Source organism: Veillonella fallax (genome assembly GCF_020687175.1).
In the GTDB taxonomy this organism is placed as follows: Bacteria; Bacillota; Negativicutes; order Veillonellales; family Veillonellaceae; genus Veillonella; species Veillonella fallax.
In genome coordinates, this window is the sequence record NZ_JAJEQD010000002.1 from 162,728 (window position 1) to 177,283 (window position 14,556).

13 protein-coding genes are annotated in these 14,556 nt (G+C 37.1%); 5 read left to right on the forward strand and 8 right to left on the reverse strand.

Translation table 11 applies throughout. The features are described 5' to 3' along the window. Positions 1-18: 18 nt before the first annotated feature. Genes LKD20_RS01595 through LKD20_RS01605 form a run of 3 tightly spaced genes read right to left on the reverse strand, consistent with a single transcriptional unit; the run spans position 19 to position 6,150 of the window. Positions 19-3,111: a type I restriction endonuclease subunit R gene (locus LKD20_RS01595; RefSeq protein WP_227720680.1), complete on the reverse strand. Its 3,093-nt coding sequence runs from the start codon at positions 3,109-3,111 to the stop codon at positions 19-21. Beyond that, positions 3,104-4,426, reverse strand: coding sequence for a restriction endonuclease subunit S (locus LKD20_RS01600; RefSeq protein WP_227720681.1), 1,323 nt, complete (start codon positions 4,424-4,426; stop codon positions 3,104-3,106). Before LKD20_RS01600 ends, LKD20_RS01595 begins: the two co-directional genes overlap by 8 nt. Beyond that, positions 4,426-6,150: a type I restriction-modification system subunit M gene (locus LKD20_RS01605; RefSeq protein ID WP_227720682.1), complete on the reverse strand. Its 1,725-nt coding sequence runs from the start codon at positions 6,148-6,150 to the stop codon at positions 4,426-4,428. The genes LKD20_RS01600 and LKD20_RS01605 overlap by 1 nt, the downstream gene beginning before the upstream one ends. 362 nt (positions 6,151-6,512) lie before the next feature. Here LKD20_RS01605 and LKD20_RS01610 point away from each other — a divergent pair, with 362 nt between their 5' ends. The 5 genes from LKD20_RS01610 to LKD20_RS01630 all read left to right on the forward strand — a co-directional run bounded on the left by LKD20_RS01610 (position 6,513) and on the right by LKD20_RS01630 (position 9,419). After that, positions 6,513-7,511, forward strand: a complete 999-nt coding sequence (locus LKD20_RS01610; protein WP_227720683.1) for an Abi family protein — start codon at positions 6,513-6,515, stop codon at positions 7,509-7,511. Positions 7,512-7,835: 324 nt separating this feature from the next. Continuing rightward, the gene (locus LKD20_RS01615) at positions 7,836-8,183 is read left to right on the forward strand and encodes a hypothetical protein (protein ID WP_227720684.1); all 348 of its coding nucleotides are present in this window, start codon (positions 7,836-7,838) and stop codon (positions 8,181-8,183) included. A gap of 288 nt (positions 8,184-8,471) precedes the next feature. Then, positions 8,472-8,744, forward strand: a complete 273-nt coding sequence (locus tag LKD20_RS01620) for a type II toxin-antitoxin system RelB/DinJ family antitoxin (protein ID WP_038125280.1) — start codon at positions 8,472-8,474, stop codon at positions 8,742-8,744. 38 nt (positions 8,745-8,782) lie between these two features. Further along, the gene (locus LKD20_RS09635) at positions 8,783-8,845 is read left to right on the forward strand and encodes a hypothetical protein (protein WP_432049323.1); all 63 of its coding nucleotides are present in this window, start codon (positions 8,783-8,785) and stop codon (positions 8,843-8,845) included. A gap of 226 nt (positions 8,846-9,071) precedes the next feature. Next, positions 9,072-9,419 (forward strand): hypothetical protein, encoded by a 348-nt coding sequence (locus LKD20_RS01630; protein WP_227720685.1) that lies wholly within the window; start codon positions 9,072-9,074, stop codon positions 9,417-9,419. Between the two features lie 99 nt (positions 9,420-9,518). On the opposite strand, the gene LKD20_RS01635 is transcribed toward LKD20_RS01630, so the two are convergent. From LKD20_RS01635 to LKD20_RS01655, 5 genes are all read right to left on the reverse strand, one after another. Further along, positions 9,519-10,259, reverse strand: a complete 741-nt coding sequence (locus tag LKD20_RS01635) for an ABC transporter ATP-binding protein (RefSeq protein ID WP_227720686.1) — start codon at positions 10,257-10,259, stop codon at positions 9,519-9,521. A gap of 1 nt (position 10,260) precedes the next feature. Next, positions 10,261-11,028, reverse strand: coding sequence for an ABC transporter ATP-binding protein (locus tag LKD20_RS01640; RefSeq protein WP_227720687.1), 768 nt, complete (start codon positions 11,026-11,028; stop codon positions 10,261-10,263). Next, entirely contained in the window at positions 11,021-12,544 is a 1,524-nt protein-coding gene (locus LKD20_RS01645; protein WP_227720688.1) for an ABC transporter substrate-binding protein, read from the reverse strand. The genes LKD20_RS01640 and LKD20_RS01645 overlap by 8 nt, the downstream gene beginning before the upstream one ends. 68 nt (positions 12,545-12,612) lie before the next feature. Next, a complete protein-coding gene (locus LKD20_RS01650) occupies positions 12,613-13,422 on the reverse strand; it encodes an ABC transporter permease (RefSeq protein WP_227720689.1) in 810 nt (269 codons plus the stop codon). Next, the gene (locus tag LKD20_RS01655) at positions 13,415-14,365 is read right to left on the reverse strand and encodes an ABC transporter permease (RefSeq protein WP_227720690.1); all 951 of its coding nucleotides are present in this window, start codon (positions 14,363-14,365) and stop codon (positions 13,415-13,417) included. Before LKD20_RS01655 ends, LKD20_RS01650 begins: the two co-directional genes overlap by 8 nt. Positions 14,366-14,556: the final 191 nt, after the last annotated feature.

A 14,556-nucleotide genomic window follows, 5' to 3' on the forward strand; every position in this document is an offset into this window, starting at 1 on the left:
AACTATCCCCTTACAGTACTATTTTTCAATATTCTTATCTGCTACTAGCTGTGTAGTTTCTGGTTGTACTAAATCAAACACCCCATGCATCACCTTATCCGGTAAGCCATAATTCATGACATTATTTTCTACACGACTATAAATAGCACTTCCTAGAGCATCACGAATTTCCTCAAATAGTTTTTTATCTTTTAACAACGCCTTAAAGAACTCTTCATTAGCTCTAAATCTTTTAGCAACGATACTTATGAATTCTTGATCAAACAGTATTTTAAATGTTTTATACCCATTATTATTGATATAGTCACGCCATTTAGGATCTTTTGCAATATCTTGTTCTATTTGCAATATTACTTTATCCATTTCTGTAAACTCAGTACCGTAGCGCTTATTAAACTCTTCAATGATCTCGTTAATCGTTGCAATCAAGCTATTTTTACGACCTACTTTACCTGTAATAGGTTGTAACCCAGTTACTTCTGGAACCAAATCAATTGATCCATGTGAGCCTTTTTCCAAACGATAGTACTCGAGCATTATTTTATCATCTAAATCAACATGGTCTTGGTGTTCTTTTGGCAGTTGAATAGCAAGGAACTTAGCATAGATACTGAAAGTATGAAGTTCCTTATCAAATAGTCGGCAAACTTGTGTGATGAAAGAGTATAAACGATTGAAGTGTTGTAGAGTCCCTTTAAAAATATCTCGATCAGTTTCCTCTAATGCTTCAAAGCGTTTAATCGCTGGCATAATATACGATTGAAGCTTCCCTAAATCTCCCATCGTTTGATTTTGGCTTTGATAGAATAATTCTCCAAATTGTTCTATATCATGTACATCATAAACATTGAACTTATCTAAAGTTGACTTAACATCATATAACGTATTAGGATCGGTCTCTTTATCTAACTTAGTTTCTTGATAGAATGGTGCGAAGGAGCTCAAAATATCATCTTCACTATTAACAAAGTCTAATACAAATGTATCTTGTTTGCCTTTCATAGTTCTATTAAGGCGAGATAGTGTCTGAACAGCTTTTACCCCTGAAAGCTTTTTATCCACAAACATGGTATGCAACAAAGGCTCATCAAAACCAGTCTGATATTTCTCTGCAACGATGAGCATGCCATATTCATCGTTATGGAATGTGCCTGGTAAGGCTTTTTCCTTAATGTGATTGCCTTCTTTATCTATATTCAAAGACTCTTCCGTATAGGTTCTCCCATTATCATCAATCTCACCAGAAAAGGCTACCAACACTTCCAAATCTGGATGTTCCATTTGCTCTATCTGACGACGAAACTCTTGAACATAGCGAACTGCATGTAATCTTGATGGTGTAACAACCATGGCCTTTGCGCGACCACCAATCTTATGTCTAGTAACATCCATAAAATGGCGTAACATAACCGCTGTTTTTTGCGTAATATTATGTGGATGCAAGGTTTGGAATTTACGAATAGCTTTCATTCCAGCCGCTGAATCCAATTCAATATCTACATCAACAAGACTCGCTATTTTATAGTATGTATTATAAGTCATGTAATTCTTTAAGACATCAAGAATGAAACCCTCATCTATAGCTTGTTGCATAGAGTAGATATGGAACGGATGGTATTCTCCCATTTCATCACGAGTACCAAATAACTGTAAGGTTTTTTCTTTAGGGGTGGCAGTAAATGCAAAGAAAGACAGATTATCATGCTGGCCTTGTGCAACTAACTCCTTAACGAGTTTATCCTCTTCATCTAAAGCATTTTCCTCATCTTCATAAGCCCACTCAGCATATTCTTGAAGCGCCTTTTCTGTATTTGCAAGGGCTTGTTTTAACTTACGTGCAGCGGATCCAGTTTGAGAAGAATGTGCTTCATCTACAATTACAGCAAAGTTACTACTTTGCGCTTTCACCTCTTCATAAATAACAGGGAATTTTTGTAATGTAGTAATGATAATAGGCGTACCACTTTCAATAGCCTCTTTTAACTGTTTAGAGGTCTTATCCACACGTTGTATAACCCCTGGAGTATGGTCAAATTGAGAAACCGTATTCTGTAGTTGACTATCCAAAACCTTTCGATCAGTTACAATAATTGTAGACCGAAAAATCTTCTTATCATCCTTGTCATGCAAACTAGACAAACGATGAGCTAACCAAGCAATAGAATTAGACTTACCAGAGCCAGCAGAGTGTTGAATCAAGTAATTGTGCCCTGCACCATTCTCTTTTACATGGTCTAACAATTTTGTTACTACATCTAACTGGTGAAAGCGTGGAAAAATCAATATTTCATCAGTAATATTACCAGCACTATCTTTCACAACGGATAAATGCATATATTTTTGCAAAATTTCTAACAATCTATCTCGTTGAAGAACAGATTCCCATAAGTAGGATGTATCATACGTATCCAAATTAGTAGAATTGCCAGCACTTCCGACATTGCCAGCACCATTGGAACCTTGATTAAATGGAAGGAAGTACGTGCTACTGCCATTTAATTTTGTTGTCATATGCACTTGTGTTAAATCTACTGCAAAATGAACTAACACACGGCGATTAAACTTAAAGATTTGATCTTTATTAGATCTATCAAATTTATATTGAGAAATCGCATTAGTTGCATTCTGCCCAGTGAACTGACATTTCAATTCCATACTAACAATAGGGATACCGTTTAAGAATAAGACAATATCTACACTATTATTATTCGATACAGAATAATGTAACTGCCGAGTGCAATGGAATATATTGGACTCATATTGTGCTCTAGCAGTTTCATTCATAGAGGTTTCTGGTTTCCAATACACAACTCGGAATGTAATACCTCTATCCTTAAATCCATGACGTAAAATAGATAATAATCCATCATGCTCTACAGAGTCATTAAAACGCTTTAAAAATTGCTGCTCACAAGAGTCTCCATATAACTTCGTATACCGTTCCCATTTCTTTGGTTGGCTTTGTTTTATAAAAGACAACAGTGTTTCGGTATCAAGAGCCAATTCACGATTAAATACCTTTGGACTGCCTTTTACATATCCGCCTGTAGTACATAAAAATGATTCAATATCACTTTCAAAACGCTTTTCTTTTACGTCAAATTCAGACATGAGGCACCTCCTTTTTACCAGTTACTACTTCATAAATTAGGGAGCGTTTATATTCAGCAAGAGTATCAATAATAGTCAATTTCTGAGAAATCACTCTATCAATAGAATCACATTTATCATCTAAGTAACTAATTATTTTATCTTGTTCATATAACTCAGGTGTTGGTACTACAGTATTCCCTATTCCAAAGAAATTTAACCCTTCTCTATTAGCACCTGATTGATAGATATCTATTGATGTTTTTCCAATACTAGAATTCCAAAAGTATTGCATAAACTTAGGTCTCATCTGGCTATTACATCTTATAATGCAAACATGTTGATTAACGTTAGCAAGTTCATCAGATTCATATAAACAAGATCTACCTATTGAACCTCCTGTTATATTTAACAAGACATCATCTCTATAGACACGAGTATTACTCATTGTGCAATCAATCTCATGAGAAATAAAGACAGCACTACTCAAATCAAAGTATCCATCATATACATTTTGACTACGAATAAAAAGAACACCCTCATCAACGTAAATATCGCTCCCACCTTTTGGTGTCTTGCCACTCCCTATTTTACTAGTCAAATATTTAATTTTTTTCACATTCCAATGTTTAGGAATCATGCCTATCCACTCAAATCCAGTTTTTTTCATTTTAGCACTGGAATTTAATCCTCTAGTTATAGCCTGAGTAATAATAGCCTTCTTATATTCCTGCATCTTTTCAATAACAGATTGCTCTTTAGCAATAATAGTATCAATTTGAGTGCATTTGTTATGAAGATATTTAATAATAATTTTTTGTTCCTCAAGTGGAGGAACTATAATCTTAATATTTCCTAGAGTCTTCATACTAATATTTTGCTGTGTTCCATATGACCATCCTTGCTCAACCTGTACTCTAAATATATTAGAAAGTAATAGATAATATAAAAACTCTTGTTCCACAACACTCGAGTCACCACGCACTAAAGCCAAAGGTGACCAAATATCAAATACTTGATCAGTAATAGCGAGACCTACATTTCCAGTTGTAGCACCCGATTTTACAATAAATATATCCCCCTTCTTAGGGGATACCTTCCTTTGAAATCTTTTATGATCCTCCAATGAAATATACCCACGTTTATAATCAAGGTTAATAACTCCACCTTTAACTGACTCAGCCGAAACAAATGGAATCCCCTCATCATATAAAATGGGGGTTTCATGTGGTCCATCTGTAATCGGGGTTGATAATACTCTTTTTAAACTATGGATATTCCAATTTACAGGTATATAACCTAGCCATTCAATATCACTACCTTTCATTTCTCGCATTATTTAAACACCTCTTCCAAAGCACCATCCAGATCAATCTCTAAAGCCTTAATTTCAGCCATAATTTCATCAGATGGACGTGGCGCTACATATTTGTAAAAATATCGTGTAAATGGGATTTCATAACCAATTTTATTCTTCTTAGTATCAATCCATGCATCTGGAGCAAAAGGTAGTACCTCACGTTTGAAATATGTCTCTATATCTTCTTTAAGCGGTACAATTTCAGTATCGCGACGTTTAGTATCAGCTTTTGGCTTACCTTTTACTAGTACAGGTTTACCATCTTCATCGAGCATCGGTCGTTCTACCGTAATTTTTGTATAGCCGAAGTCTTCATTATCAAAGATTTTACTGATTTCAGTTTCTCTGAACTCACCATAAGTCTTAGTGATTTCCTTAATAGCGCTTTCAGGAATATCATTCCGTTTATTGCCTAATGACTTACGTCGTTTTTCATATAAATCATTAGCATTAATGAGTTGCACTTTCCCTTCTCGAGGTGTGCCAGCTTTCTTATTTGAAAGCACCCAGATATAGGTGGCAATCCCCGTATTGTAGAAAATATCATTTGGTAAGGCAATAATAGCTTCCAACAGATCATTTTCTAGAATATATCGTCTAATCTCAGACGGGCCACTACCCGCATCACCAGTAAATAATGGTGAACCATTATGAATAATCGCAATGCGAGAGCCTTGAGGGTTCATCTTTTTAATAGCATTTTCTAAAAATAGCATTTGTCCATCAGCTGTTGATGGCAACCCAGGACCAAATCGGCCATCAAAACCTAGTTTAGCTTCGTTTTTAACAATGGCTTCTTCATTTTTCCATTCTCGGCCAAATGGCGGATTAGAAATAATATAGTCAAAAGTTTCGCCTGAAAATTGATCATCAGATAGTGTATTCCCACTTTTAATACGTTCAGCATCATTGCCTTTAATGAGCATATCTGCCTTACAAATCGCAAAGGTCTGATCATTCAATTCTTGACCAAACGAAATCAGTTTAGATGTGCTATTCAAATTCGCTAAATATTCTTCTGCTACTGAAAGCATTCCACCAGTACCACAAGCACAGTCATAAATGGTACGAGCCACATTTTGTCCACTTAGCACAGCATTATCATCATGGAAGAGGATATTAACCATTAAACGGATTACCTCACGAGGAGTATAATGCTGCCCTGCATCTTCGTTGTGAGCTTCTGAAAATCGACGGATAATCTCTTCAAATACGTAACCCATTTCAAGATTACTGATATGATCCGGATGCAAATTAGCCTTATCAGTAGTAAATTCTTTTATTACCATATACAAAATATGCTTATCTGCCATCGTTGTAATATGATTATCAAATTTGAACTTTCTAATAATATCTTGCACATTATCAGAAAAACCATTGATATAATCTCTGAAATTACTTTCAATATTATCAGGGTCATCAAGCAAAGTCTTAAATGTATATTTACTGATGTTATAGAATTTATGACCGGCTACTTCATACAACAAACCATCTAATAAATCTAAATTCTGATCTTTTAATTTATTATATGTATCAAGCACAGCAGTTTTTGTATCTGCTAAAATACAGTCAAAACGTCTTAGAACTGTAAGCGGTAAAATTACCTCGCCATATTCATGTGGTTTATACACGCCCGTTAACTTATCTGCAATTGCCCAAATCAGGGATGCTTTTTCATTCACACGACTACTTAAACTCATAATGCCTCCATACGTATACATCAAAGAGCAATAAAAAGCTACTAACTTTTATTCAAAATATCTCAAAGCTGACTATTAATCATATACAAAATTAGAATTTTTACTTAACATCTAAATTTTATCATTAAAGTCCGTAAAAATACTACTATACCACCGCTCCCTCTAGCTAGGTACATATGTTTGTAGTATAATACAAATAAGATATCAGCACTTTAATTAGGGATTACAACATACATTGACAACAGATTGCAATATTTGTTATAGTAACTATACAAAGAGTTAGTAATGGACCTGAGGGAACATTACGGAGGCGAAGCAATCTGCGGATTACTTCGCCTCTTTTTATTGGGGGGATGAACTTTATGGCAAAACCATTCCAAACTCATAATCAGCAACTAAAAATGCTCCGTAAGCGTAACATTCTTATTACTAATGGCAGTAAAGCAAAGGCCATATTAATTAGAGAAAACTACTACCAATTAATTAATGGTTACAAACATATATTTTTAGATACAGTCGAAAGCAAGAAACGGCAAGATGATTACTATAAAAATGGAACTACTTTTGAACAAATATATGCCCTATATGAATTCGATAGAAACTTAAGGAATATACTCATGAAGTATATTCTTATGACAGAAAACTCTATAAAATCCAAAATTGCCTATCAATTCTCCTCAGAACATCCAAAAGAAGCATTCAGCTATTTTAATATCAATAATTATAGAGATACTAACCACCAGCAAACGACTTCACTAATTGCAACGCTATCATCGGTAACTAAGCAAAACACTGATTCCAACACTAAGTCAGGACCCTTTTACCACTACTTTAATGAACATAAAGAACTTCCCTTATGGGTACTAATAACTAAGCTAACCCTAGGGCAAACATGTAGTCTTCTTTATAATTTAAAAGAATCCACCCAAATAGAAATTTTAAAAGCAGTGCTCTATGAGTTCAAAAACAATTCCAATAATATAGCAGCAAGCAAAATCATTCATCAAAATTATTTAAAAGATTTTATTAGTGCAATAAACTGTATAAAAGCATTTCGTAATGTTTGTGCACATGAAGATCGACTCTATGACTACTATGCTAAAAATAAGAATGGAAAACCGATTCAAACGAGTTTCTTTTATATAGGCATCTCAACACCAGCATTCCAAGGCGGCATTTTTGATATTATCTTACTCCTACGACTATTCCTAACTAAGAGAGACTATAAACAATTACTCCATCGACTATTAGATGAATTAAATAAATTAGAACATGAATTGCCTTCAAGTCTTTTTTCTGAAGTCACTCGTAAAATGAAGTTACCTAAAAATTGGACATCCGAGTTAAATAAATTCATTTAATATAACAGAGCCTTATCACGATATATATTATATGAATCCCCTCGTTCAAATTATTTTATAAAAGTATAATTAAATCTCCGACTATTTAAAGCAAGAGGACTGCTATTTAAAACAGCAGTCTTCATTTGTTTATAAACTAAATCAAATTTTTTCACCTGCATTTATCACAAATCTATCACATTTGATAGTATCTATCGCAAATCATTCTACTATTCAAAATTATTGTAGGTGCTATAATGAACTTAACAAAAGGAACAGGTGCTCATATGATACTAAGTGCATCTTTCCAAACCCATATTTAGTAGTTATATCAAGGAGATTATCATGACACATACACAATTAACACAACTCGTACAAGCTTTATTAGATGCACCTACAAGCAATGAGACAGTAAAGGAATTCGCTCAATCTTGGATTAATGCAGAAGGTACACCTAAACAAGAGGAACTTACAAAACAACTCGTATCCGTAGCAGAACAAAATATTGCGCTTATCGATGAAACAATCGGCTTTGCAGGATCTGAACTTGCTACACAAATCCTTGGCAAAGAAGGCGCTGCTAACCTATTACAACACGCTAAAGATATCAAAGCAGAAGGTGCAGAATTCTGCGACTGCCCTGGCTGTGTAGCTGCTAAAAATATTATTGATTTGAAAGTGGAAATTGCATAAGAATATATATAAAATGGCTCCCTTATAAGGAGCCATTTTATATATATCGCTTGCTAAAAGTTTTACGTTGTTTCTTGATATCAATATAAAAACTTATATAGAACCAATAGATGCAAAGCCCATAAACAACATATAGTAAATTAATTATATCACCTAAAAAGCTAATATTCTTATATTCAGAAATATTTTTCGTCCAGGAAAAGATATGTATTATGCTTGCAATTCGCACTTATAAGATTGCAATTATATAGCATTTGCATTACAATATAAGTAACAGGAGGTGATACTATGGCTAAAACGGCCTCTATCAGTTTGCGTATCGAGCCAGCTGTAAAAGCACAATTAGAAGCACTATATGCTAGCTTTGGCATATCCGTAACTGATGCGATTAATATTTTTCTCCACACATCACTAATGGAAGGCGGATTCCCATTTCAACCTAAACAACCTCGTTATAATGCAGAAACAGAAGCTGCTATTCAAGAAACGAAAGATATATTAGCAGGAAAAATAAAAGCAAAATCATATGCTAATGTAAAAGAAATGATTGAGGATTTATAGAGTTACATGTCGAGCCAGATTGGCTTCTAATTTATGCAATTAAAGATGACATATTAGTATTATCTTTAACTCGCACGGGCAGCCACTCAGATTTATTCTAACTAAGCTTAAGAGGAATGTGAAAGCATTCCTCTTTTCTATTCCCCAAAAAATTTATACCAGTTATCATCATAAATCTATCACATTTGATAGTATCTATCGTAAATCATTCTACTATTCAAAATAACTGTAGGTGCTATAATGAACTTATAAAATGAACAGGTGTTCATATGATAGTAAGTGCATCTTTTCAAACTTATATTTACTAGTTATATTAAGGAGATTATCATGACACATACACAATTATCACAACTCGTACAAGCTTTATTAGATGCGCCAAAAAGCAATCCAACTGTAAAAGAATTCGCTCAATCTTGGTTCGATGCAGAGGGCACAGAAAAACAAGCAGAACTTACAAAACAGCTCGTATCCGTAGCAGAACAAAACATTGCACTTATCGACGAAGTAATCGACTATGCACGCTCTGAACGTGCTATACAAAGCCTTGGCGAAGAAGGCGCAGCTAACCTATTACAACACGCTAAAGACATCAAAGCTGAAGGCGCTGAATTCTGTGACTGTGATGCATGCGTAGCATGTAAAAAAATTATCGATTTGAAAGCAGAAATTGTATAATACTATAAACAGAATATTACCTATTGAGTGGTTATCTACACATTGTAGATAACCACTTTTTTATACAAAAAAGCCCCTGTTTGAAACAGGGGCATTTCTTTATAAACTTGCTTCCACAAGTGCTTTTGTATATGGGTGTACCGCTTCTTTAAGTCGTTTTGATTCGATAGTCTCTACGATTTGCCCATCTTTCATAACGATGATTCGGTCTGTTACGGCTTGTAATAGTCCGATGTCATGGCTGACGAATACGTAGCCGAAGGGTTGTTCCGAATGGAGTTTTTGTAATAGGTCTAACACTAGTTTTTGATTCACCGCATCAAGGGCTGATGTAGGTTCGTCAAAGAGTACTAGCTTGGGGTTCATCAACATGATCCGTGCCAATACGACACGTTGTAGCTGACCACCGCTGACTTCGTGAGGGTATTTATACACCATATTTTCTGGCAAGTCTACTCGTTGCATCCATTTGCGGATATCTTCCTTTGCAGCGGCTATATCCATAAGCCCATAGTTGATATACGGCTCTAAGAGAAATGCTTCTAAGTTCATCCTCAGTGGAATCACCGCCAAGGGATTTTGGAACATCATCTGCATAGAGCGATATATTTCTGTATGATTCTGAATGGAATGGATTTCCTCACCAAAGAGTCGCAAGATGCCAGATGTAGGTTTTTCTAGCATGGCAATCATCCTAAGCAATGTACTTTTACCAGAACCACTACCACCAGCAATACCTACCCGTTCATTCTCCGCTACAGAAAAAGATACATCATCAACAGCACGAACCGTATGATGGTGGTTTGTATATTGTTTACATAAATGCTCAACTTGAATCATACTACACCACTTTCATTACGGAATCTAATAATACGCGCGTATACTCGTCTTTTGGATGGTTCATAATATCTTCCGTCGCCCCCACTTCAACGAGCTGGCCTTTATGCATTACACCAATGCTATTAGCGATATGTCCGGCAGCCTTGATGTTATGCGTTACGATAACAACTGTTGCACCAAGGGCTTGTGTTACCTCTTTTAAAAGGTCTAGCACAGAGGCTTGCACGAGCATATCCAGAGCACTAGTTGGTTCATCGGCAAATACGATGCTCGGCTTCAAGATGAGGCTTAAAGCTATTGCTAATCGCTGCTGCATGCCACCGCTCAATTGGAATGGATAGGACTGTAAGATACGCTCGCCATCAGTGAGGTGAACGAGCTGTAACATATTGATAACGCGACTGACCTCATAGCTTTCACCATGAGCAAGGAACAAATCCTTAAAGTGATTTTCTACGGTGCGATTTGGATTTAGATAGGCGCTAGGATTTTGAAAAATCATAGAAATCTTGGTGCCCCGCAATTGTCGCCAATCACTATCACTCAAAGAAGAAACATCGATGCCGTTTAGCAAAATTTGGCCGCTAATGGTAGCTTGTTTCAACATGCCAAAAGCGGCACGAACTAACGTAGATTTACCAGATCCGCTTTCACCAACGATGGCAAAGACCTCACCATTGGGCACGGAGAAGGATACATTACGCACCGCCTCTTCCGCACCATATGAAATTGTAACCTTATCAAATACGATACAATCAGATTTATTCAATAGTAGAATCCTTTGTTAATAAGTAGTAATCGATTGGATGTACTGGTACATTTTTAACTTTTGTAGTAGATACAACCGTTGCACTTGGATACAACAAATAGATATCTGCTACGTCATCAACTAAGATTTGTTGCGCTTGTTTTGCAATATTAGAGCGTTCGTTTTGATCAAATGTTACGGACAATTGGTCGATTAACGCATCTACTTGAGGGTTAGAGTAGCCACCAACGTTTGATTTCGCACCAGTTTTGTAGAATAAGCTGAGGAACCAGTAAGGATCGTTTGTAGACATAGTCACTACATTGCGTTCTACTAAATCGAAACCATCTGTACCAAGTGTATCTACTTCATCAGGACTTTGTAGTTTTTTTAGTGTTACATTGATGCCCGCTTTTTTCAATTCTTGTTGAATTTCTTCGTATAAGCTTGTGTCTTTACCCCAAATAGCAATAGTAATCGCTAATTCTTTGCCATCTTTTGCATACATGCCGTTTGCATTCTTAGCGTAACCAGCTTGAGTCAAGATTTGGTCAGCTTTTGCTACATCTGTCATCGGTTTATTAGCAATCGCATCATAGCCTAAGTTGGCAGATGGAGGGAATGGTGCCGCCCCTGGTGTAGAGCCATTGCCAATGATTTTAGCCATGGAATCATAGTTAATAATATGAGCAATAGCGGAACGCACAGCTTTATCATGTAATGGAGATGCTTCTGTGTTGTTTGCTTTCAACATAAACACACGAACGCCAGCAACGTCTTGAATATTGAAACCGTCTTTGAACAAGCTGCGGTTAGCAGAGTCCACTTTTTGAATTACGTCTACGTCTTTAGATTGCAACGCCATAGCGCGTTTGTTATTGTCTTCGATGTCTTTTACAGTTACAGAGTCAAGACCTGGTTTGCCGCCCCAGTAATCTGCGAAGGCTGCAAGTTCAATTGTTTCACCTTTTTTGAAAGAAGTGATTTTGTAAGGACCTGTAAGAACTGGTTTAGATGCTACATCTTTAAGATCTGCAGTGTCCATGATAACGAACGCTGGTTCAGTCAAGCTGGACAATAAGGAGCCGTTAGGTTCTGTTGTTTTAATAATCAAGTTTTGACCATCTACTGCGATAGATTCAATCTTAACAGCTTTTGCAGAACGAGCACTTTGTTTCATTGTGTACTCGATGGACTCTTTTACCTTTTGTGGCGTCATTGGAGTGCCATTGTGGAATTTAACATTTTCACGGATGTGGAATTTCCATGTTGTAGGGTCCACATTTTCCCAGGAGTCTGCTAATTGTGGAGCAAATTTCATATCTGGTGTTACCGTTGCCAATGTTTCACCAGCGCCGATACGCGTCAATGTCCACGCATCCCACTCGTGAGTTGGGTCTAATGTTTCACCAAACCAATACAAACCAACATTCATATGCTTCCCTTGTTTGCCTTGTTTAGCGGTATCACTTCCGCAACCTACCAAGAGAGCTACCATGCACAGCATAGTTAGACATGCTAATAACCAACGTTTCATAACTTCTCCTTTTTGAACATCGCCTCTGTGAAAGAGGCTTTCAACATAAACATCTATACACAGCGCGGTTAGCGAGATACATCGAGAGCATCGCGCAACGCATCACCAATATAGTTAAATAAAACAACAGTAATAAAAATAGCGAGCCCCGGGTAAATTAGCAGCCACGGCGCCGTTTGTAGAAAATCTCGGGAGCTCAACAAGATAGCGCCCCACTCTGGATCCGGCGGTTGCACACCGATGCCTATGAGTGAGAAACTGGCTACCAAAATGATGGCATCACCTAGATGTTGAATAATAACAATCACCAACGGTGGCAATACATTCGGCAGAATATAACGCCACAGAATTCGTAGATTTGAAGCACCTGACATACGAGCAAAGGTAATATACTCCGCGTGGCGTTCAATCTGTACGAGGCCTCTAGTGATACGGGCATATTCCGCCCATTTCGTAATGCACAAGGAAATGATTACATTCGTTATGCTAGGTCCCATAATACCGATGAAAGCAATAGCAATCACCATGTTCGGAAACCCTAGTACCAAATCAATCAAGCGAGATAACCAACGGTCCACGCGAGGTGTAGAGAATCCTGCTAACCCACCAATAGCGATACCGATGGCCCCACTAATGCCAATGATGGTGAAAGCAATCCCTAAAGAGGCTTTACCACCGTACAAAATACGAGACCACACATCACGACCGAGTTGGTCAGTACCTAATAGATGGGTACTACTAATATCTTGTAAGCGGTCCGCGATATTCGTCGTTTCAGGATCAAATGGTGCTATATAGGGAGCGCATAAGAAAAATGCGATCCATAGAGCTGCTAATACCAACATAACGTATAAAGTATAGGGCTTTTGTCTACTCATAAGAACCTCCTTTTATAGCGGCTCTTCGTTTCGGATTCAGCCAAACACTCAATACATCAATGATGATATTAATTACGATGAACACCAAGGTAATCCAGATGATATAACCTTGCATCAAAATATAATCGCGAGCCATAATGCCTTGTACCATCATGTAACCAATACCTTTTATGGAGAATACCGTTTCAATAACGGCAGAGCCACCTAGCATAGCACCCATAGTTACCCCCATCATAGGCAACAACATAAGTCCCACATGAGGGAATATGTAACGGGTGTAGACCATCCATTCTGGCAAGCCTAATGCTCGCGCCCCCTGTACAAAGGGCTGTCGCGACACTTCTAAAATAGCATTGCGCAACCGACGAATATAGAGACCACATATCCATAAAGCAAGGGTTACCGCGGGCAATACATAGGCAGAAAAGCCATTGGTATTCGTTACCGACACTAGCTGTAATTTAACACCGAATAAGTACAGTAATAATAAACCGACCCAGAACCCAGGGATTGCTAATGCTAGGAATGTAACGAGACGAACTCCATGATCAATCCATGAGTCTTGATACTTTGCAGATAACATACCGAGCGGTATGGTCACCACTATCCCCATAACAAGAGCTAAAGATACGAGCCCCAATGTATTTGGTAGGGCCCCTTTCAACAACGTGGTCACAGGCACTGCATAAAGTATAGACTCACCAAAGTCCCCTTGTACAATTTGACCTAACCAACGTAGGTATTGTTGCCACCAAGGGTCATTGAGCCCTAACTGCTCTCGTATCTGTGCAACTACAACTGGATCTGGTGTAGCCCCTACAAGATTAAACTTCATCGACACGGGGTCGATAGGAGATAATTTTATCAATACAAATGTACCGATGGTAACAACCAATAAAATACCTACAATACTCGCCAAACGCTGTAGTATTAATCGATACAATACATCACCTGCCTTCTTTATCACAAAATAGCTATATTTATATTCTATCAATGTAATACTTAGATAGATATACCCATGTGGGTATTTAGAATCGTTATCATTATGAAAGTTTTGCATACCAACATAAAAACGGCCCCTCATGAGAGGAGCCGCTTCTTATATAACCCTTACAGTGTCCATGCGAGTGCTTC

Excerpts from the sequence above, each read along its gene's own strand:
- LKD20_RS01595 (WP_227720680.1), bottom strand. The coding sequence starts at position 3,111 with ATGTCTGAATTTGACGTAAAAGAAAAGCGTTTTGAAAGTGATATTGAA.
- LKD20_RS01600 (WP_227720681.1), bottom strand. The coding sequence starts at position 4,426 with ATGCGAGAAATGAAAGGTAGTGATATTGAATGGCTAGGTTATATACCT.
- LKD20_RS01605 (WP_227720682.1), bottom strand. The coding sequence starts at position 6,150 with ATGAGTTTAAGTAGTCGTGTGAATGAAAAAGCATCCCTGATTTGGGCA.
- LKD20_RS01610 (WP_227720683.1), top strand. The coding sequence starts at position 6,513 with ATGGCAAAACCATTCCAAACTCATAATCAGCAACTAAAAATGCTCCGT.
- LKD20_RS01615 (WP_227720684.1), top strand. The coding sequence starts at position 7,836 with ATGACACATACACAATTAACACAACTCGTACAAGCTTTATTAGATGCA.
- LKD20_RS01620 (WP_038125280.1), top strand. The coding sequence starts at position 8,472 with ATGGCTAAAACGGCCTCTATCAGTTTGCGTATCGAGCCAGCTGTAAAA.
- LKD20_RS01630 (WP_227720685.1), top strand. The coding sequence starts at position 9,072 with ATGACACATACACAATTATCACAACTCGTACAAGCTTTATTAGATGCG.
- LKD20_RS01635 (WP_227720686.1), bottom strand. The coding sequence starts at position 10,259 with ATGATTCAAGTTGAGCATTTATGTAAACAATATACAAACCACCATCAT.
- LKD20_RS01645 (WP_227720688.1), bottom strand. The coding sequence starts at position 12,544 with ATGAAACGTTGGTTATTAGCATGTCTAACTATGCTGTGCATGGTAGCT.
- LKD20_RS01650 (WP_227720689.1), bottom strand. The coding sequence starts at position 13,422 with ATGAGTAGACAAAAGCCCTATACTTTATACGTTATGTTGGTATTAGCA.